This is a genomic window from Streptococcus suis, assembly GCF_902702775.1.
In the GTDB taxonomy this organism is placed as follows: Bacteria; Bacillota; Bacilli; order Lactobacillales; family Streptococcaceae; genus Streptococcus; species Streptococcus hashimotonensis.
Genome location: NZ_LR738724.1, coordinates 1,432,730 through 1,450,622 on the forward strand (window position 1 = coordinate 1,432,730; position 17,893 = coordinate 1,450,622).

Annotated in this window: 18 protein-coding genes; 4 read left to right on the forward strand and 14 right to left on the reverse strand. The window is 40.1% G+C overall.

The window, feature by feature from the left end:
* The first annotated feature begins 31 nt into the window (after positions 1-31).
* On the forward strand, positions 32-907 hold the full coding sequence (locus tag GPW69_RS07070) for a CPBP family intramembrane glutamic endopeptidase (RefSeq protein ID WP_074391822.1): 876 nt from the start codon (positions 32-34) through the stop codon (positions 905-907).
* Between the two features lie 17 nt (positions 908-924).
* Here GPW69_RS07070 and GPW69_RS07075 read toward each other — a convergent pair whose 3' ends face one another.
* The 4 genes from GPW69_RS07075 to GPW69_RS07090 all read right to left on the reverse strand — a co-directional run bounded on the left by GPW69_RS07075 (position 925) and on the right by GPW69_RS07090 (position 6,167).
* Positions 925-1,761 carry a DUF975 family protein gene (locus tag GPW69_RS07075; RefSeq protein ID WP_074391821.1) on the reverse strand — a complete coding sequence of 279 codons (837 nt, stop codon included), beginning with the start codon at positions 1,759-1,761 and terminating at the stop codon, positions 925-927.
* Positions 1,762-1,953: 192 nt separating this feature from the next.
* A complete protein-coding gene (locus tag GPW69_RS07080) occupies positions 1,954-2,835 on the reverse strand; it encodes a DUF975 family protein (protein ID WP_014638086.1) in 882 nt (293 codons plus the stop codon).
* A 122-nt stretch (positions 2,836-2,957) separates the two neighbouring features.
* Positions 2,958-4,346, reverse strand: coding sequence for an amino acid permease (locus GPW69_RS07085; protein WP_074391820.1), 1,389 nt, complete (start codon positions 4,344-4,346; stop codon positions 2,958-2,960).
* A gap of 159 nt (positions 4,347-4,505) precedes the next feature.
* Positions 4,506-6,167, reverse strand: a complete 1,662-nt coding sequence (locus tag GPW69_RS07090; RefSeq protein ID WP_074391819.1) for a hypothetical protein — start codon at positions 6,165-6,167, stop codon at positions 4,506-4,508.
* Between the two features lie 155 nt (positions 6,168-6,322).
* Between GPW69_RS07090 and GPW69_RS07095 the strand changes: the two genes are divergently transcribed.
* Together GPW69_RS07095 and GPW69_RS07105 are read left to right on the forward strand one after the other, a co-directional pair.
* Positions 6,323-7,150: an exodeoxyribonuclease III gene (locus tag GPW69_RS07095; protein WP_024410951.1), complete on the forward strand. Its 828-nt coding sequence runs from the start codon at positions 6,323-6,325 to the stop codon at positions 7,148-7,150.
* A 291-nt stretch (positions 7,151-7,441) separates the two neighbouring features.
* Positions 7,442-8,341 carry a cation transporter gene (locus tag GPW69_RS07105; RefSeq protein ID WP_074391818.1) on the forward strand — a complete coding sequence of 300 codons (900 nt, stop codon included), beginning with the start codon at positions 7,442-7,444 and terminating at the stop codon, positions 8,339-8,341.
* Between the two features lie 16 nt (positions 8,342-8,357).
* Here GPW69_RS07105 and GPW69_RS07110 read toward each other — a convergent pair whose 3' ends face one another.
* The 9 genes from GPW69_RS07110 to tmk all read right to left on the reverse strand — a co-directional run bounded on the left by GPW69_RS07110 (position 8,358) and on the right by tmk (position 15,543).
* A complete protein-coding gene (locus GPW69_RS07110) occupies positions 8,358-8,711 on the reverse strand; it encodes an arsenate reductase family protein (protein WP_074391817.1) in 354 nt (117 codons plus the stop codon).
* Positions 8,695-9,201: a methylated-DNA--[protein]-cysteine S-methyltransferase gene (locus tag GPW69_RS07115; protein WP_024410949.1), complete on the reverse strand. Its 507-nt coding sequence runs from the start codon at positions 9,199-9,201 to the stop codon at positions 8,695-8,697. Before GPW69_RS07115 ends, GPW69_RS07110 begins: the two co-directional genes overlap by 17 nt.
* 2 nt (positions 9,202-9,203) lie before the next feature.
* Positions 9,204-10,385, reverse strand: a complete 1,182-nt coding sequence (locus GPW69_RS07120) for a phosphoglycerate dehydrogenase (RefSeq protein ID WP_014638089.1) — start codon at positions 10,383-10,385, stop codon at positions 9,204-9,206.
* 319 nt (positions 10,386-10,704) lie between these two features.
* Entirely contained in the window at positions 10,705-11,262 is a 558-nt protein-coding gene (locus tag GPW69_RS07125; RefSeq protein WP_074391816.1) for a GNAT family N-acetyltransferase, read from the reverse strand.
* Positions 11,262-12,353 (reverse strand): 3-phosphoserine/phosphohydroxythreonine transaminase, encoded by a 1,092-nt coding sequence (gene serC, locus GPW69_RS07130; RefSeq protein WP_015646952.1) that lies wholly within the window; start codon positions 12,351-12,353, stop codon positions 11,262-11,264. Before serC ends, GPW69_RS07125 begins: the two co-directional genes overlap by 1 nt.
* Before the next feature lie 468 nt (positions 12,354-12,821).
* Positions 12,822-13,685: a 16S rRNA (cytidine(1402)-2'-O)-methyltransferase gene (rsmI, locus tag GPW69_RS07135; protein WP_074391815.1), complete on the reverse strand. Its 864-nt coding sequence runs from the start codon at positions 13,683-13,685 to the stop codon at positions 12,822-12,824.
* A gap of 1 nt (position 13,686) precedes the next feature.
* Positions 13,687-14,004, reverse strand: coding sequence for a DNA replication initiation control protein YabA (gene yabA, locus GPW69_RS07140; RefSeq protein ID WP_002935361.1), 318 nt, complete (start codon positions 14,002-14,004; stop codon positions 13,687-13,689).
* A gap of 19 nt (positions 14,005-14,023) precedes the next feature.
* The gene (locus GPW69_RS07145; RefSeq protein ID WP_024381557.1) at positions 14,024-14,908 is read right to left on the reverse strand and encodes a DNA polymerase III subunit delta'; all 885 of its coding nucleotides are present in this window, start codon (positions 14,906-14,908) and stop codon (positions 14,024-14,026) included.
* Entirely contained in the window at positions 14,905-15,543 is a 639-nt protein-coding gene (tmk, locus tag GPW69_RS07150; RefSeq protein ID WP_024412257.1) for a dTMP kinase, read from the reverse strand. The genes GPW69_RS07145 and tmk overlap by 4 nt, the downstream gene beginning before the upstream one ends.
* Before the next feature lie 175 nt (positions 15,544-15,718).
* On the opposite strand from tmk, the gene GPW69_RS07155 reads away from it, so the two are divergent.
* Positions 15,719-16,585, forward strand: coding sequence for a YitT family protein (locus GPW69_RS07155; RefSeq protein ID WP_002935357.1), 867 nt, complete (start codon positions 15,719-15,721; stop codon positions 16,583-16,585).
* Positions 16,586-16,621: 36 nt separating this feature from the next.
* Here the strand turns inward: GPW69_RS07155 and GPW69_RS07160 are convergent, their stop codons facing one another.
* A complete protein-coding gene (locus tag GPW69_RS07160) occupies positions 16,622-17,893 on the reverse strand; it encodes a toxic anion resistance protein (RefSeq protein ID WP_074391814.1) in 1,272 nt (423 codons plus the stop codon).

Below are 17,893 nucleotides of genomic sequence, written 5' to 3' on the forward strand. Positions count from 1 at the left end.
ACTAGTAAAGTATCTAGTAAAAGGAGGTCCTATGAAAACCGAATTTATCAATGAGAAGGCTCAATCAGCTTTCAATCTCAACATCGTCACCTCTCCTATTGTAGCTATTATTTTGTTGCTAGTAGGAGATTCACTAGGAGCTGTTATTTTCACTCCAATAAGCTTTTTACTCCCATTTAGCGAGACCCTTTCTGTAAGTTTTGAACTATTCGCTTTCGCTTTTATCAGCCTGATGGTCATTTTATGGGCACGGTATATTGAAAAAAGCCCGTGGGTAGGACTTGGTTTTACTAAAAAAGGTGCGGGAAAAGATTTTCTACTCGGGTGGGGAATCGGAGCTGCAATGCTGACCACTTGTACACTCATCATGTGGGGATTAGGCGCGATTGAATTTACAAGCATCCAGTTCTCTACAAAATTAGTCGGAGAATTTATTATCCTTATCCTTGCCTGGTCTATCCAAGGTACGACAGAAGAAATTCTAACAAGAGGATGGATGTTCTCATCACTTTCCGCTAGACACAATATTCCTATCGGTATCATTGTTTCTTCCCTCTTCTTCACATTTCTCCACCTCGGAAACAATGCTATTTCACTCATTCCAATTTTGGATTTAACCCTATTTGCCGTTCTTGCCTGCCTCATTATGCTCAAAACTGGCAACATTTGGGTGATTGGTGGCTTACACGCTGCGTGGAACTGTTTCCAAGGGAATGTTTTTGCTTTCCCAGTCAGTGGCTCCGATGCTGGTCAAGCCTTTATTCAAATCGGTATCACTGGTCCTGAGTGGCTATCTGGTGGAAAGTTTGGCGTAGAGGGCTCCGTCATCAGCTTGCTTGTCCAAGAAATAATGATTTCCTGGTTGGTTTACGATCTCTATTTCAAGCCCAAAACAAACTCCCTATAATCATAAAAGACTGTTAGCTACTCTACAGCTGACAGTCTTTGTTTTTTCAATTTTTCGTAGAAAATAGTCCTAGATAAATGATAGTAAGGAGTCACAAAAAAAGATAACAGATGAAGGGTCAATAATTCTCCAATAAACCAACCTAAAAAGGATAAATCTAACCAGATACGTTGCCAATAGTTCCCTTTCATCAAGAAACGACTTTCCCTAAATACAGCCAGGGGACCAGTATAACTAGCATTATCCAAATGGTCATACAAGACAAAAACAACCTGTGAGTAGGTATAGTAGACAACAAGGTAACTAATCATTCCTAGCAGGAAAATCGGAGCCCCTATCTTCATTAATTGACTAGGCTGATGAACTGCCAGCTCTGCCATTGCCCCCGGAGATAAGACCATCAAACTACTCATTGTGAAGCCTTTAATAAATAAAGCAGCCCCTAGATTAGCTGGAAGTCCAGCTATAAAAAGAAGCAAATAATAATAAAGAAAAGTGGTACAGATAGGCTTCTTCCATTCTGTCTTTAGAAAGGAAAAACTATCTTTTAAAGAAAACTCCTGTCTATCCCCTCTCAACAATTCCAATAAATGAAAACAGGACAGACCGATGAACAGCTGTAACAACAGAGCGAAGCCTAACTCACCTAAATAGGTCAACCTGATCGAAGAAACCAATCGCCCTTCCACAAAAGCACTGTTTTGACGGAGCTCTAGAAATGTCAGTAGGCGAAAAATTGTTACTGGTACAGCATAAACAATAGATAGCAAAATGGAGGGCAAAAATAGTAGTGTTGTACCTCTTGTCCGCTCGCGAGTCATCATCGCTCTTGATACTATATCACTCGTCATCATCACAATTCCCCTCCAATTTTCTCTCCTTATTTATAAAGTCACGTCGCAAATATTCTATCAACATCGGACTACTTTACCATCCTACTATTAGTATAAAACTTTATCCATTAATTTTCCAGAACATCTCTTAAAAACAGGAAAATCCCTCCAAAATACGAAGGGATTCCTAATAATTTGTTATCTCCATACTCCCTAGGCTACTGTGGAAGAGATAACTGATTTATAAGTTGAAAACACCAATGGATTCTTGGCCTTCAAATCTTCATAAAATATAGTCTGACAAGTCCAATAGTATGGATATACGTAAAGTCCCAAAAACCCAAACGTCAAAAGAACTCCAATAAACCAGCCAACAAAAGATAAATCCAAGAGGAAACGGCGCCATTTATTCCCCTTCATCAACTGCCAGCTCTGACTGAAGAGTTTAAATGGTGAAGAATAGGTATTGTTTTCCAAATAATCATAGAGAAGAAAAGAGACCTGACTGAGCCCATATCCTACGAATAAACTACAAATAATCCCTACACATACCAGTATTAATCCTGTTTGAAAATAAGACGAACTGAAAAAAGCTGAAAAATCAGGCTGATAATCAATAGGAGCACCAAAGATGACAATAGTACTATAGAAAGCTAAACCTATCAATATCATTCCAAGAACAGCAGGGAAACTTGCTAAATACAAGACCAGCATTTTCAATAATGTCGTACTAAAAACTGGTAAAAAATTTTTCCCATCTAGTAAAGTGAAACACTCCGTAAAGCTAACCTTGGTTCTTTGCTTTCTCACCAGTCTTATTAGTTGAAAACAAGCTGTCACAATTAAACATTGTGCAATAAAATCAAATATGATTGACGGGCCAACAGAAATAAAATGATGAGTCCAAGTAACACCATCTTTCACAATAGTTGTGCCCCAGGAGAAAGTACCAGTTTGCCCCCAGATTTGTTTCAAGCCAAATTCTGCCACTCCTGACAGAAAAGAAATCAAAACAGGTGCCAAAAACAAGGTTATCATCCCATCTGTTTGTTCACGAATAACCGTTGCTTTAGCTCGAATATCGCTATTAGACATTGCGTTTTCCCTTCCATATATTTGTATCGTTATATATATTATACTATTTTATTTTTAAGTTTTCCATTATTTCTATAAAAAAATTGTACAAAAAATCCCTTCAAATAAAGAAGGGAAATCTATTATTTTGCTTCCGAATGACGATAGCCATAACAGAAGTAAATCAAAATTCCAACGACCAAGGATACTCCGAATGCTAACCAAGTATCTAAACTATACTGGAACATAAATGAAAGACAAATAATAATTGAGAGGATAGGTAACAAGGGAACAAGAGGTGTTTTAAATTGTCCATCTTTTGGCAAACCTTCGACTTGACGCAGACGAATAATACCCAACGCCAGCATGATCAAATAAGCTAAGGTACAGATATTGAGGAAGGAAGCAATACTTGCTAGTGGGAAAATACCTGCACAAATGGCTGCAAAAATCCCCACAAGAATGGTCGCATTCTTAGGAACCTTGCTTGTTTGTGTTAATCGACTCAATGATTTCGGTAGCAAACCATCACGACTGATGGAATAGACCATTCTCGACAAGGCGTAGGTCATCGAAATACATACTGTAATCAATGTTAGGATTGCTACAATAGAAATATAACTCGCTGCCCAATCCAATCCAACTTCTCGAAGTGCAAAAGCTACCGCATCTGCCACATTCAACTTAGTATAGTGAACCATACCAGTCAATACTAATGTCACTACAATATAAAGAATTGTTACAATGGATAGAGACAACACGATTCCCTTTGGTACATTCTTCTCAGGTTTTTTCACCTCATCAATCGCTAATGAAATAGACTCAAATCCCAGGAAGGCAAAGAACATGAGAGACGCTCCCGCCATAATTCCTGCCTGTCCACCATAAATGGCACCAAAACCAAAAGGAGAGAAGTTCGACCAGTTTTCTGGTTTGATAAAGAATAACCCTACTAAAATAAATAAAGCCAACGCTGAAAATTTCAAAACTACCAAGGCTGAATTGAAACGAAGAGCTGCCTTAGAATTAAGCAAGACCACTCCTACCACAAAAATCAAGACGAGAACTGGTAAGAGGTCTACATAGGTACCTGCAGCGGGGTTAAAAGTTCCATTCAGAGCTGTCGGCATAGCGATACCAAAATTAGCCAGGAGTCCTTTCAAATAAGCTCCCCAACCAGATGCAACACTCGATACAGCAGTCAAGAATTCCATGATTGTCAGCCAGCCAGCAATCCAGGCAGGAAATTCACCAAAAACCGAGTAGAGATAACCATAGGCACCACCGTTAGTCGGTATACGCGAGGCAAATTCTGCGTAAAACAAGGCTGTTAGTCCGACTGAAATTGCTGCAATAACAATTGAGATGATCAGAGCTGGCCCTGCATACTGGGCTGCTGCCAAACCAGTTACCGTAAAGATACCTGTTCCAACCATCGAACCGATACCTAAAAATATCAAATCAACTAAGCCTAAATGCCGACGCATTTGACTATGGCGACCGACTGCTTGTTTTTTTCTAAATAAACTCACAAAATACTCCTTCAGAATAAGAATAGGGATACTCGACAGAACAAGCTACGGATTCCTGTCAAAGAACCACAACGCCCCATTATACCATAAGTTGAAATATTTCGCATGGGTGACGACAAGCAAAAGAGCAAGGCTTTTCTACCTCACTCTTTCTTATGATTATTCTGGATTAACCTTAAAGTTTTTAAGATAATTTTTCTTATCTAACTGACCGCTAAAGTGATCTCCTACCTTGATAAATGGTAATCGATCTGTACTATCTTCCGTTGCTTTGACTTTGTAAATCTTGCCCTCAGACTCAATATAGTAGATTGTCGCACCGCCAATTATTTGACTCGCTAAAGCTTCTACTTTTCCACTGATAACCTCAGTCTGTTCACCAACTTCTCCATTTTCAGTCACCGTCAATCCTGAAAGGCTAGAAGCATCCGTTCCTGTGACTTGAGAAATTAAGAGCGCAATATCGTTGTTAACAGTAACCTGTTGATAATCTTCGGCATCAACAAGAGCGTATGATTTAACCAAGCCGGCATCATCTTTCAAGGATACTAAATAGTAGGCTGTATCTGCCAACTTAACCAGGCTTGGAGCAGTGGCTTTATAGCCTTTTTCCTGCACTTCACCTTCTGCGGACTCTTGCGCTGCTGTTTCAGTCGCCGAAGCCAATTTGTAGTTGGTAATTTCACGAGTTCGCATATTGACAAGAATAAATCCAAGGTTGGATGAATCAGCAGTTGCTGAGGTGATACCTGTGTAGAGATAAATATCTGAGCCGATAGAAATATAATTATAGCTGTCTGTTGTATTTTTCACACCAGTTTGACTGAAAATGGTATTCCAGAAACCATTTTGATAAGTATAGTGGTCATCTACACGGCTGATAACATTGTTTGCCGAATAAACACGGTCTACCCACTCTGGAATATCTTCCAGACTATACTTCTTACTTTCGCCTGTTACTGCATCCAATACAATAGCACCAATCGGATCATTTGATGAAAGTCCAAATTTTGGCTCGTAAATCGTTGCAATATAATATGGATTTCCTTGGTCATCCACTTCGAAGGATGGTTTCCCAAAAATAGTTGTCGGGTATTGCAGGCGAAGATGACGTAAGGTATCATTCAGCAAAAATTCGGAATCTGAATAGTGCATGGCTTTGCTCAACTTGGCAAGTTCTGCCTTTCCTGTTGTCTGATTAACCTTCACGTAGTAACCAATCCCATCTTGATGGTTGCTCAGCCATTTCCAAAAATTCTTATATTCTAAAGGCGATACACGGAACGGTTGCTGACCGATAGTAATCTGGCGATAATCATCCGAAATGCCAAACTGGGAGACCTTGTCAATGGTACCTAGATAAGTATCACCGATTTTTTCGGCTGAGGCACGATCTAGGAGGGCCAATTTGGATATGTCTGTTTCAGGAAAATCTGCTTTAAAATCCGCATCCTTGACGCTTATGACAGCAGCGTAATCCTTAGCACGAAATACACGTGAGTTGATAAGCCCCAACCCCAACAAACCCAGGACAGCCAATACCCAAATTCGTCCCAACCATTTTAAGTAAGCTGGCAGTTGCGAGGTTTTAATCTGATAGGTATCTACTGGTCTCTGGCGACCGGAAATCTTGGTCACCTTTTGAAAAGCACCTTTGGAGCTGAACATGGAAAGTATGAGCCAAACCAATCCGACAGATTGAAGGAAAAATATCCAGAAGTCCACACTCAAAATATTTAAAGCAGGCAACTGGTACCAGTAGTAGATTAGCATTTCCAAAACTAGGGCTAACCAGGCAAAAACAAATAATTTTCTTTTCATAATAACCTCCTTGACACAGATTTATTAGTTCTATTGTATCACAATTTTAATGTTATAATACAAGAATTATAAAAATTTTTTCAAGTTTCCATATTCGCCTGCAACTTTTATTTTTGGTATAATGTAAAACAGTAACAGACTAGAAAAGGAAAATTATGAAACTCATTTCTTGGAATATTGATTCTCTTAACGCTGCATTGACTGCAGAGTCTCCTCGCGCCCTATTATCACGCGCAGTCATCGATACACTTGTGACAGAAGACGCTGATATTATCGCCATTCAGGAAACAAAATTGTCAGATAAGGGACCGACTAAAAAGCATCTAGAAATTTTGGAAAGCTACTTCCCTGGATATGCCAATACCTGGCGTTCATCTGTAGAACCAGCTCGCAAAGGCTATGCTGGTACGCTCTTCCTCTACAAAAACCATCTAACTCCAATCATTACCTTCCCTGAGATTGGTGCTCCAACAACCATGGATTCTGAAGGGCGTATCATTACGCTAGAATTTGATGACTTCTATGTCACACAAGTTTATACGCCAAATGCTGGTGATGGCTTGAAACGGCTTGCTGACCGTCAAATCTGGGATGTACAGTATGCTGACTACTTAGCAAAACTTGATAGCCACAAACCTGTTCTTGCAACAGGTGACTACAACGTTGCTCACAAGGAAATTGACCTTGCTAATCCCGCAAGTAACCGTCAATCTCCAGGATTTACAGATGAAGAACGTCAAGGTTTTACAAATCTTCTAGCAAAAGGTTTTACAGATACCTTCCGCCACTTGCACGGTGATGTTCTCAACGCCTACACTTGGTGGGCACAACGTAGCCGCACCAGTAAAATCAACAACACAGGCTGGAGAATTGATTACTGGCTTGTCAGCGACCGCATCGCCGACAAAGTAAGTAAGTCAGATATGATTGACTCCGGTGCTCGTCAGGACCATACACCAATTGTGATGGAGATTTCATTCTAACAGTGGATATTAATACTCAATGAAAATCAAAATCAGACTAGGCGACGCAGATGCAGATAGAACTGAAGTTCATCAAATCAAGTCAACAACGTCTGATTTTGATTTTCGAAGAGTATAACCTGATTTCAATTATCAGATAACAGATATTAAAGGCTTAAAACCCGTAGGTCTATTGCAAGGGTTTTGAGCCTTTATTTCTTATCACTCTACCTTGTTTTAATCCGCTCGATTTGAAAACGGTGTCATTTTGTGGTAAAATAAATATATAGATATATATTAAAAGGAGGGATTATGGACCACAAAATTATCGAACGCAAATCTCTAACTGTTTCCTCTGTTGTGAACGGTTTATCTGGACTAGCAGGTATTGCCGTTTATATCATGACTGACCTAAACGCCCTCCTCCTAGACGGAGTCTTTTCTCTAATAGCATTTATTTCGTCCTTAGTTGCAGTTTACATATCGAAAAATAGCCATCGGAAAACCGAGACTTTTCCTCAAGGACTGTATTTTCTAGAACCTCTCTACGCTATCATGAAATCTCTCGCAACTCTACTACTCCTTGTATTTGCTGTACTTGAAACTAGCGCGACAGCCTTTGCTTACTTTGTTCATGGAATCGGTCATCAAATGACTACTGGTCCCGTTCTCCCTTATACCATAACCATGTTTTTTGTCTGCATGGGGCTTTACCTATACAACCGCCATATGAGTACCAAAGTCAATCATCTGTCTACTATCATATTAGCAGAAGCAAAAGGCAACCTTGTAGACGGACTCATTTCAGGTGCAATTGGAATTGCAATTCTTCTGCTCTATCTTGTTCCTATCAACTCTTGGTTCGGCTTCCTGCATTATACTGGCGACTTCTTTTTGACACTAGCACTAGCAATCATTTCATTTAAGGAACCTTGGAACTTATTAGTGGCATCTTTCAAGGAACTTGCCAACGGAACAATCCATTTCCCTGAGATACATGATTCTATCTATCAGCTATTGGAGCCTTACTTAAAGGAAGATAGCAATGATGTTGAAATCCATATTTTCAAACAAGGCATGAAGATTCGCGTTAAAATCAATCTCCACAATGTCCATCACGAAATTATCCAAAAACTCTTAGAAGATAAGCCTCAGATACTCTATCTTTTGAAAAAACATCATGAATATATTTCAATAGAATATGCGCTATAATAAACAAAATCTCGGCTTATAAACCGAGATTTTCGTATTTTGTTCGATAGCCAATCTGTAAGATTTTACCATCCTGAATCAGTAGGGGACGCTTAATCAGCATACCATCATTAGCTAGAAGATTAAGTGCCTGCTCCAAGCTAAGACTATCAAACTTATCTTTCAAGCCTAATTCACGATAGCTATTCCCAGAAGTATTAAAATACTTTTTCGATTCTAGTCCTGTCGCCTCCATCCAAGCTTTTAGCTCTTCAGCACTAGGCGGTGTTGACTTAATGTCAATAGCTTCAAATTCCAATCCCAAACTCTTCAGCTCCGCCTTTGCTGCTCGGCAAGTCGAACATTTTGGATACTCATAAAATAAAATCATCTTTCACCTCAAATTCTGGATTCTCATGTCGCAAGAGCCAGATTTTCTTATCCAGTCCACCTGCATAACCTGTCAACTGTCCTTTCTGATTGAGAACTCGGTGACAAGGAACAATAATAGAATAAGGATTACGCCCAACTGCACCTCCTACTGCCTGACCAGAACGAAGGCCTAGTTGCTGAGCCAGTTGTCCATAGGTAGTCGTCTGACCAATCGGAATCGTCTTCAATAATTGCCAGACATGCTCTTGGAAATTTGTTCCCACAGCTTCTAATGGAAGGTTTGAAAAGTCCACCTGATCCCCTGAAAAATACTTGTCAAGCAATCGAGCTGTCTGGTCTAAAATGGGATGGGAGGCTAAAATAGCTTTCTCATTCAAGCCTCGTTCAAAATATTTTTGTCCCTCAAACCAGGCCCCTCTCAATCCCTTATCACTAGCAATTAATGACATGGGGCCAAGTGGACTGTGATAGATTTGTTTATACAGCATGATTAGTTTTTATTCTGAATGACACGCACTTTGACAATTGCATCCGTTGCTTCAAATTTAGCAACCAACTGCTCAATTTTCACTTTATCCGCTTCATCCAAATCAAGTAAAGTATAGGCATAGTCACCTTTAGACTTATTGATGATATTATCGATATTGATTCCCAACTCAGATACAGCCGTTGTGATCGTTGCTACCATATTAGGAATATTCTTATTAATCAAGGTAATACGATACGGTGCATCTAGGAATTGTTTCACATTTGGGAAGTTAACTGAGTTGATAATTTCACCCGTCTCCATAAAACGACGAATGGTCTGACCAGCAGCAATGGCACAGTTGAGCTCTGCTTCCTCTGTTGACCCACCAACGTGCGGGAAGACGATAATGTTGTCCTTGTTGAGCACTTCTTCTGTCCCAAAATCCGTGATATAGTTCTTGATAACTCCTGCCTCAATTGCTTCAAACAAATCAGCATTATTAACCAGTTCACCGCGGGCAAAGTTTATCAAGGTTGTCCCTTTTCTCATTTGACCAAAGCTATCCGCATTGAAAAGTCCTCGTGTCTTATCTGTCAAAGGAACATGAACAGTAATGTAATCCGCATTGGTAAAGATTTCTTTCAAGTCATCCACGCGTTTGACATGGCTTGAAATGGTCCATGCAGTTTCTACTGATACATAAGGGTCGTAACCGAGAACATTCATTCCCAAACGGCGGGCATCGTTGGCAATACGCGCACCGATAGCACCAAGTCCGATAACACCAAGAGTCTTACCTGAAATTTCTGTCCCTGCAAACTGCTTCTTACCTGCTTCAACCTGCTTAGGTACATCATCTCCTGACAATGTATTTGCCCATGCCGTCGCTCCGATATAGTCACGTGCTGACAAGAGGATGGAAGCAATGACTGCCTCTTTTACGGCATTGGCATTGGCACCTGGAGTGTTAAAGACAACAATACCTTTCTCTGTTGCCTCTTCGATTGGAATATTGTTAGTCCCTGCACCAGCACGGGCAATAGCTTTTAGATTTTCAGGAAAATCAAATCCATGCAAATTTTCAGATCGAATAATAAAGGCATCTGGATTTGCTGCATGATCTCCGTCAATCTGGAATTTATTGCCCAATTCCTTAAGACCAATTTGATTGATATTGTTAAAAGTACGTACGCTAAATACCATTTATTTTTACCTAAAAAGGGGAGTGGGAAAGAACTCACCTAACTACAGAAGAGTTTGTCAACAAGTCTTTATTTCTAGTTGCTGAGCTGAAACAGTCTATTCCCAGACTGTTTCACTCCCACCCCCGCACAGCTCAAACTGTCTGGGAGACAGTTTAAGGTTGGAGATAAGGCGAACTCTGTTCGCATCAGTCGTAGTGGTCAGATTTGGAGTGTAAAACACGAACAAATCTGCCAATCAACCACTGCGCTGAGATGTTGACCCGAACCTTGAGAAGTGATATGAAGCTTTTGCCCGGTCCTTTTCTTTCTTTATTTCATTAATTATTTCCGAGTAACCAACGGTCGTCTTCACTGATTTCCTGATAAAGACTCCGCTCGCTCTTTTGCTTGATTTTTTGATAGGCTAGACGTTCTCCATCTATTGGGACTTTACCACAATAGACATAGCCTAATTTTTTTAGAATGTGCTGCATTATCTTATTCTGCTCGTGGGTATCACAGCGGAAATCAGGTCCTTTTTGACCTTCAATTAAACCTTGCAAAAAAGTTTGTATGATTCCTTGACCACGAAATTCGTCAGCTGCTGCAATTCTATGGAATGTTGTATATACAGGATGATTATGCTGCCATTTTCCTTCATATATGGCCTCATATTCTGCTTCTTGACCACGATGAACGGCGGCATAAGCTGCCACCTTACCGTCAACTATACCAACGTAACCTCTGCCAGAAAGAATGTCATCAAAGATATTCTCTTTATTAGGATACTCTCCCTGCCATTGATTGATACCGGAGGTTGCTAGAAATGCACGAGCATCTTCAAGAATATTAACAATAGCCTCCATCTCATTTGGATGTGCTAATCTAATTTCCATTACGCATTCTCCGCTGCAAATTTTTTCATGAATTCAATCAATTCAACCACACCTTGACGTGGGAAAGCATTATAGAGCGACGCCCGCATCCCACCTACTGAACGGTGACCTTTGATGTTTTTAAAACCAGCTGCTGTTGCTTCTTTGACAAACTTGGCATCTAATTCTTCACTTGGTGAGACAAAAGGAATGTTCGCTACTGAACGCTCTTCTTTTTTGCGAACAGGGTTTGTATAGAAATTAGACTGGTCGATATAGTCATAAAGCAAACCAGATTTTTCACGGTTGATTTTTTCCATCTCATCAACACCACCAATTTCTTTTACCCATTCAAAGACGAGTTTAGAAATATAGATAGAATAAGCTGGTGGCGTATTATAAAGAGAGTCATTTTCTGCTTGAATACGGTAGTCCAACATGCTTGAAAGCATTGGTTGATCATTGAGGAAGTCCTCACGAACAATCACCACCGTCACACCAGCAGGACCAATATTTTTCTGAGCGCCAGCATAAATCATGGCAAAATCTTCAACATTATAGCGAGCCGCTAAGATGTTTGAAGACATATCAGCAATGACTGGCACACCATTGGTGTCAGGAATATCATAAACTGCTGTTCCTTCAATAGTGTTATTTGTTGTCAAATGCACGTAAGCAGCAGTTGGATCAATATCATTTTTATCGAAGGTTGGCAATTCTGCATAGGTAATATCTTCCGTTGATCCAAGCAAAATTGGTTCAAAGGCAATTGTTTTAGACAGCTTCACAGCCTCAGTATAGGCTTTTTTACCCCATGAGCCACCTACAAGATAGTAGGCTTTCTTGCCTTGAGCGAAGTTGAGGGGAATCATTGTGAATTCCAAAGAAGCTCCACCTTGCAAGAAAATAACCTTGTAATTATCTGGAATGGCCATCAATTCACGAAGCGTTGCCTCAGCACCTTTAATAATATCATCGAAGTCCTTGGAGCGATGCGACATCTCCAAAACGCTCATTCCCGAACCATTGTAGTCCAAGAATTCAGCTTGGGCGCGTTCAAGTACTGGTTTTGGCAATACTGCAGGACCTGCAGAGAAGTTGTAGATTGTCATAAAATCCCTCCATTAAGTTAGTCTGTTCATTATATCACAAATATTCAGACAATTCCATAAAATATGATTATTTTGTAAAAATATTCGGATTTCTTATATTTATTCTACTTTCTAAAGCACCTCTTACTTTTAGCCATAAACGAGCCACTTGCCTCACAGGGATTTATCAGGTTTCAATGAAAATTTTATGACCAGATTTGACTGTTTGGGGAGTGTCGCCAATTGCTATCTGCATATTAATACTCAATGAAAATCAAAAGTAGCTTAGCTTGGATATAGTTGAAGGCTGGAAGTATAGAGAACTGTGTTCGCGTCATTAAGCCGAAGATATAACTCTGTTACTTTCTCATTTCAAGGTAACAGGCTGAAAAGATCCACTGGAGCTTTTCACTCATCAAGGCTCTTGACAACGGATAATTTTGATTTTCGAAGAGTATAAAATTGCATAAACATACAAAAAACTAGGCCTTAACCTAGTCCATGATATATATCGTATACTTCTTGTTTTTTGAGTTGGTAGCGTTTGGCCACTTCTTTGATAGCCTGATTAGGTTTTATGCCACTTGCAATTTCTCTTTCTACCTCAGCCTTCAAGTCTACTTCGTCAGCAGAAGGATAGACTTCCTCACCAGCACCCTCGACAATAATCAAGCATTCTCCCTTAAGTGGATTTTCTTCCAAATACTCTAGTAATTCGGAAATGCTTCCTCTCTGGTATTCTTCGTATAACTTGGTCAATTCTCGAACAACCGTTACCTGACGATCACCATAAACTGTCAACATATTTTCTAAGGTATCTGCCACACGATATGGAGATTCATAGAAAATTTGCGTCTCAGGATAGGTCTTTTTTTCTTGGAAAAATTCTTTTTGCTGCCCCGATTTTCTCGGTAAAAATCCATAAAAAATATGTGGCTGGGGTGCCAAACCAGATGCAATCAAGGCTGTAATTCCTGCCGATGCTCCTGGAAGTGCTACAACAGGAATATCTTCCGCAATCGCTGCCCGTACCAGGTCATGACCAGGATCCGAAATGGAAGGTAGGCCTGCATCAGAAACTTGCGCAATGGACTGACCAGATTTGAGCCAATCAATCAAAACTGGAATTTTTTCATGGGCATTGTGTTCGTGAAAGGATATTTGCTTGGTTTCTACTTCAAAATGTTTGAGTAGGAGGCCTGTATTTCTCGTATCTTCCGCTGCAATTATATCCACTTCTTTCAAAATCTGAACAGCTCGGAATGTCATATCCTGTAAGTTTCCAATAGGCGTTGGCACCAGATATAAAGTCCCAAAACTCGTCTGTCCCTTAAATGATTTTTGTACTTTCATCCTAATCTCGATTCAATAATTCTACACAGAACATACAAGGTTCATCATTATCCCTACGTTGACCATAAGAGAAGGTACAAATATGGAAACCATCTTCGTAAATATTCTCCAAATTCTCCTTACCAAAGTTGGAAGATTTATGGCCTGTCTTATCTTCTTTTTCCAAACGTTCGCGCAACTTGGAATTTTCCAAGCGGAGGGTCGTATTTTCATCAATAACTCCCTGTAAATGCTTTTTGATAGCATCCACTTCTGCCAACGTGGTTAGAAGATTCTGCGAAAAATCATCTAGGGCATCAAAAATTTCTTTTTTATCCATTATCTCCCTTTCTTTTATTTTACAGAGTTATATACTCTAGACTATTTTGTAGACTTACGTTTGCCTGCCACATCTTCTTAGCCTTAAGAACAGCATCCATTTTTTCACGTACATTTGCCGATTCCATCATTTTCTCAGATAATATCAGACTCAGAAGGTCAAACAAACGTCCCTGCTCAGCTTTTTCCACAGCTAAAGACACTAGGATTCCAACTTGCAAATAAGCACGTGTAGGCTCCACCAAGAGCAAGTCTGTAAATTTCTTTGTCTGTCCCATCAAATCTAAAAAGTTTTTATTTTCTGCTAACTTTTTCGCTTCTTCTTGACTTGAAACCAGTTGAGCTAAGAGATTCGCTTGTGTTTTTAACAAGCCCTCCTCTTCTAACATTCGCTCCATGGCCGGAATATTTTTAGGAAAACCTATAATCTGTGTCCGACTCTTGATAGTAGGAAGGACAGCTTCTTCCTGATTGGTCAATAAGAAGATATGAATGGCTGACTGAGGTTCTTCAATCACTTTTAGCAAAGAGTTGGCTGCGTTAGCATGCATTTTCTCAGCATCACGAATAATGAAAACCTGCTTATTGGATTCAAATCCAGATTGTGAAAAATTCTTAACTAATTCACGTATCGTATCTGTTTTGATAACATTTCCCTGCGGTGCAATAACAGTAAGATCTGAAAACTCATTTGCTTCAATTAGGCGACAAGACCGACATTTCTGACAAGGAAGGACGCCTTCTTTCTCCTGACAAAATAACGATTGACTGAGAAAAATTGCCATATCAAAACTAGCAAAGTCACCTGAAAATAGATAGGCATGCGCCAAACGTCTCTGCTCTAAAATTGTCACAAAACGTTGAAATACACTGGGTTGTAAGTTTCTAAGTTCTTCAATCTTCATGTTCTTTCTGCAAACCGTTTCTTAATGACCGCCAGAGCATCTGCAACAACAGCCTCTAGTGGCTGACTGGCATCAATCTTTACAAACCGCTCTGGTTCCTGCTCTAAAATACTAAGATAGCCTTGACGCACCCGTCTATGCATATCTGCTTTTTCCATATCCAAGCGATCCACATCACGGTCAGCATTGCGGGCAATTCGAGCCAGCCCCTCTTCTGTATCAATATCAAAATAGAGGGTTAAATCTGGCTTTAAACCATCTGTTGCAAACTGGTTAAGCCAATGAATGTCATCTATATCCAAGCCCCGTCCAAATCCTTGATAGGCAATAGAGGAATCGATAAAACGATCAATCAAGAGCAATTTCCCCTGTGCCAAGGGTGGAAGAATCTTCTCTTTCAAATGCTGACGTCGTGCTGCAATGAACAATAACAGCTCCGTCTTATCATCCATTTCAGTATTGGCAGGATTGAGAATTATATTGCGAATTTCTTCTGCAATAGCCACCCCACCTGGCTCTCTAGTTGTGACTACTTCTGGCCCCAATTCCTGCAAGGCTGGCAATAACTGTTGCAATACCGTCGTTTTCCCTGCCCCATCTGGACCTTCAAATGTAATAAAAAAACCGTTTCTCATCTTTCCCTCGCTCTTAGTACCAGTATGCACAGTTCAGCACTTCACTTGTGAAGACTGGTTCTTAGATATTCATTCCATTTTACCAAAAATTAGTCAAAAAATCACTTGAAAATTGACTTGTTTTATAAGGAGAAAATCTTTTAAAATTGATATATACACATATTCGGAGATGCTTATGGTTCGTTTGAAAAATATTTTACTTATTTTGCTTGGTGCAGGGCTATTTGCCTTTGGGCTAAATTATTTAATCATGCCCAATCGTCTATTCGAGGGTGGCGCAACTGGATTGACGCTGATTATTTACTACCTTTTTCATATTCAACCTTGGATAATGAACATTGTGATTAATATTCCATTGTTCATCCTCGGGTGGAAAATACTCGGAAAGAAGACTCTCTATCTCAGTATCTTAGGAACCTTTAGCGTTACCTTTTGGTTGGCCATTTTTGAAAAAATCCATTTTTCAATCAATCTACAACAAGATTTGATACTCGTTAGTATCCTGGGTGGGATTCTTATGGGACTAGGATTAGGAACCATCTTCCGTGCTGGCGGAACGACTGGGGGAAGCGATATTATTGCTCGTATAGGTCATAAATTCCTACCTTACTCCATTGGACAAATCATTCTTGCAGTTGACATCCTCATCCTAACTCTGATTGTTATTGTTTTTAAAGACCTCCGAACAGTTCTATATACTTTAATGATGGTTGCTATTGCTTCCAAGGTTATTGATTTTGTCACGGAGGGCGGATATGGTAGCAAGGGGGTTATGATTGTTTCTCAAAAATCTGACCAATTGGCTCAGGCTATTGATTGTGAAATCGAGCGTGGTGTCACCTTTATCAAAGCACAAGGTTTCTACAGCAAAGCCGATGTCAACATGATTTACTCGGTCATATATAAGAGCCAACTCCAAGAGATGAAGGAGCTTATTCACCGCATTGACCCCCACGCATTTATCACCATTACAGACGCACATGAAGTACTCGGTGAGGGATTTACTTTAGATCGAGATAAAAAACCAATAGAACGCCATTAAACAAACCTGCAGTTTCGCTGAACTGCAGGTTTTATATTATTGATTGGTTTCAAGTGGTTGCTCTACCTCAGACTGTGCTTCTTTGCCTTGCTCCAGCAAAGCAGCAATGATTTTTTGATCGCGTAGCTTAACAGAATCGTTGATAGTCTCTGCTGACCGTACAATAGCTGCCTCCAACTCCCGACGTTTCTGACGCCCTTCATCTATAGCTGCAATAATGCCATTATTTTGGGCAACCAAACTTTCTGCCAATTTGGTAACAGATGCTACTGAAAGGGTCGGATTCTGAGCTGTGCGTTCCATCATCGGGATGGCTTCTTTTGATGTATCCGCAAGCATTTGAAGGGCAGCATTATTAGCATTGACAATCGCATCTGCTGTCTGGCTAGACTTGATAGATTGTTGTAAGATGCCCAACTGTGCAATGGACAATTTCATTGTTGGAATAGTATTGCGACGTAACATCCCAAGGCGCTGTTTCATATCCGAAGAAACCTTGACCAGATTACGCATCTGCGGTGTCGTTGTCCACGCAACATACAAGCGACTCATATACTCAGAATGTTGTTGTTCGAGGATATTAGCAACCTCTGTTACACGTGCCAACTTCTCAGAAGCTACTTGATAATCGACTGTAGTCGGTACTAAAGTTGCGAGGTTTTCTTGTGCCAATTTCGCACGCTCTGCCGCTTCTTGACCAGTCGCTTCAATAAAGGCGATGACCCCCACCAAATTCTCGATAGACTTGGTATTGTTTTCAATCAAAAGCTCTGCAGAAACAATATTGCGCGCCAACACCTCTTCCTGCTTGACCACACTGGCTGCCATGCTATCCATTTTCTTTTCAATAGTCTGCGAATCAAAATAAAATTCCTGCAAATCATTTTTGGTCTGCTTGAACAGGCGTTGGAAGAAACCTGGTTTCTTTTCTAATTCAGCAGTTGTGGAAATGTCCTTATACTTAGCCACAAAACCATTCAATTCACGGTTGGTATTGGCCAAAAGCTCATCCACTTGTGGAATTTCAATCTTCTTCTGTTCTGACAGGATGTGATTGACCGTGGCATTGACTTCTTCTACCGCTTCCTTACCAAAATCCAAGAGAGCATTTTGATTAGCTAAGAAATTATCCACCAATTGGGGAGCCTTGGCACGAATACCTGTTTGTTGTTCCGGTGTCAACTGTGCCAAGAAAGACACTTTTGAATTATCTCCAGTCGGAGTCGCTTGAATAAGCTCTGTTGTCTTATCTTTAGTTGATAAACTATTATTAGCAATCTGATCAATATCGAAATTAAATCCTGACAT

Excerpts from the sequence above, each read along its gene's own strand:
- GPW69_RS07070 (WP_074391822.1), top strand. The coding sequence starts at position 32 with ATGAAAACCGAATTTATCAATGAGAAGGCTCAATCAGCTTTCAATCTC.
- GPW69_RS07075 (WP_074391821.1), bottom strand. The coding sequence starts at position 1,761 with ATGATGACGAGTGATATAGTATCAAGAGCGATGATGACTCGCGAGCGG.
- GPW69_RS07080 (WP_014638086.1), bottom strand. The coding sequence starts at position 2,835 with ATGTCTAATAGCGATATTCGAGCTAAAGCAACGGTTATTCGTGAACAA.
- GPW69_RS07090 (WP_074391819.1), bottom strand. The coding sequence starts at position 6,167 with ATGAAAAGAAAATTATTTGTTTTTGCCTGGTTAGCCCTAGTTTTGGAA.
- GPW69_RS07095 (WP_024410951.1), top strand. The coding sequence starts at position 6,323 with ATGAAACTCATTTCTTGGAATATTGATTCTCTTAACGCTGCATTGACT.
- GPW69_RS07105 (WP_074391818.1), top strand. The coding sequence starts at position 7,442 with ATGGACCACAAAATTATCGAACGCAAATCTCTAACTGTTTCCTCTGTT.
- GPW69_RS07110 (WP_074391817.1), bottom strand. The coding sequence starts at position 8,711 with ATGATTTTATTTTATGAGTATCCAAAATGTTCGACTTGCCGAGCAGCA.
- GPW69_RS07115 (WP_024410949.1), bottom strand. The coding sequence starts at position 9,201 with ATGCTGTATAAACAAATCTATCACAGTCCACTTGGCCCCATGTCATTA.
- GPW69_RS07120 (WP_014638089.1), bottom strand. The coding sequence starts at position 10,385 with ATGGTATTTAGCGTACGTACTTTTAACAATATCAATCAAATTGGTCTT.
- GPW69_RS07125 (WP_074391816.1), bottom strand. The coding sequence starts at position 11,262 with ATGGAAATTAGATTAGCACATCCAAATGAGATGGAGGCTATTGTTAAT.
- serC (WP_015646952.1), bottom strand. The coding sequence starts at position 12,353 with ATGACAATCTACAACTTCTCTGCAGGTCCTGCAGTATTGCCAAAACCA.
- rsmI (WP_074391815.1), bottom strand. The coding sequence starts at position 13,685 with ATGAAAGTACAAAAATCATTTAAGGGACAGACGAGTTTTGGGACTTTA.
- yabA (WP_002935361.1), bottom strand. The coding sequence starts at position 14,004 with ATGGATAAAAAAGAAATTTTTGATGCCCTAGATGATTTTTCGCAGAAT.
- GPW69_RS07145 (WP_024381557.1), bottom strand. The coding sequence starts at position 14,908 with ATGAAGATTGAAGAACTTAGAAACTTACAACCCAGTGTATTTCAACGT.
- tmk (WP_024412257.1), bottom strand. The coding sequence starts at position 15,543 with ATGAGAAACGGTTTTTTTATTACATTTGAAGGTCCAGATGGGGCAGGG.
- GPW69_RS07155 (WP_002935357.1), top strand. The coding sequence starts at position 15,719 with ATGGTTCGTTTGAAAAATATTTTACTTATTTTGCTTGGTGCAGGGCTA.
- GPW69_RS07160 (WP_074391814.1), bottom strand. The coding sequence starts at position 17,893 with ATGTCAGGATTTAATTTCGATATTGATCAGATTGCTAATAATAGTTTA.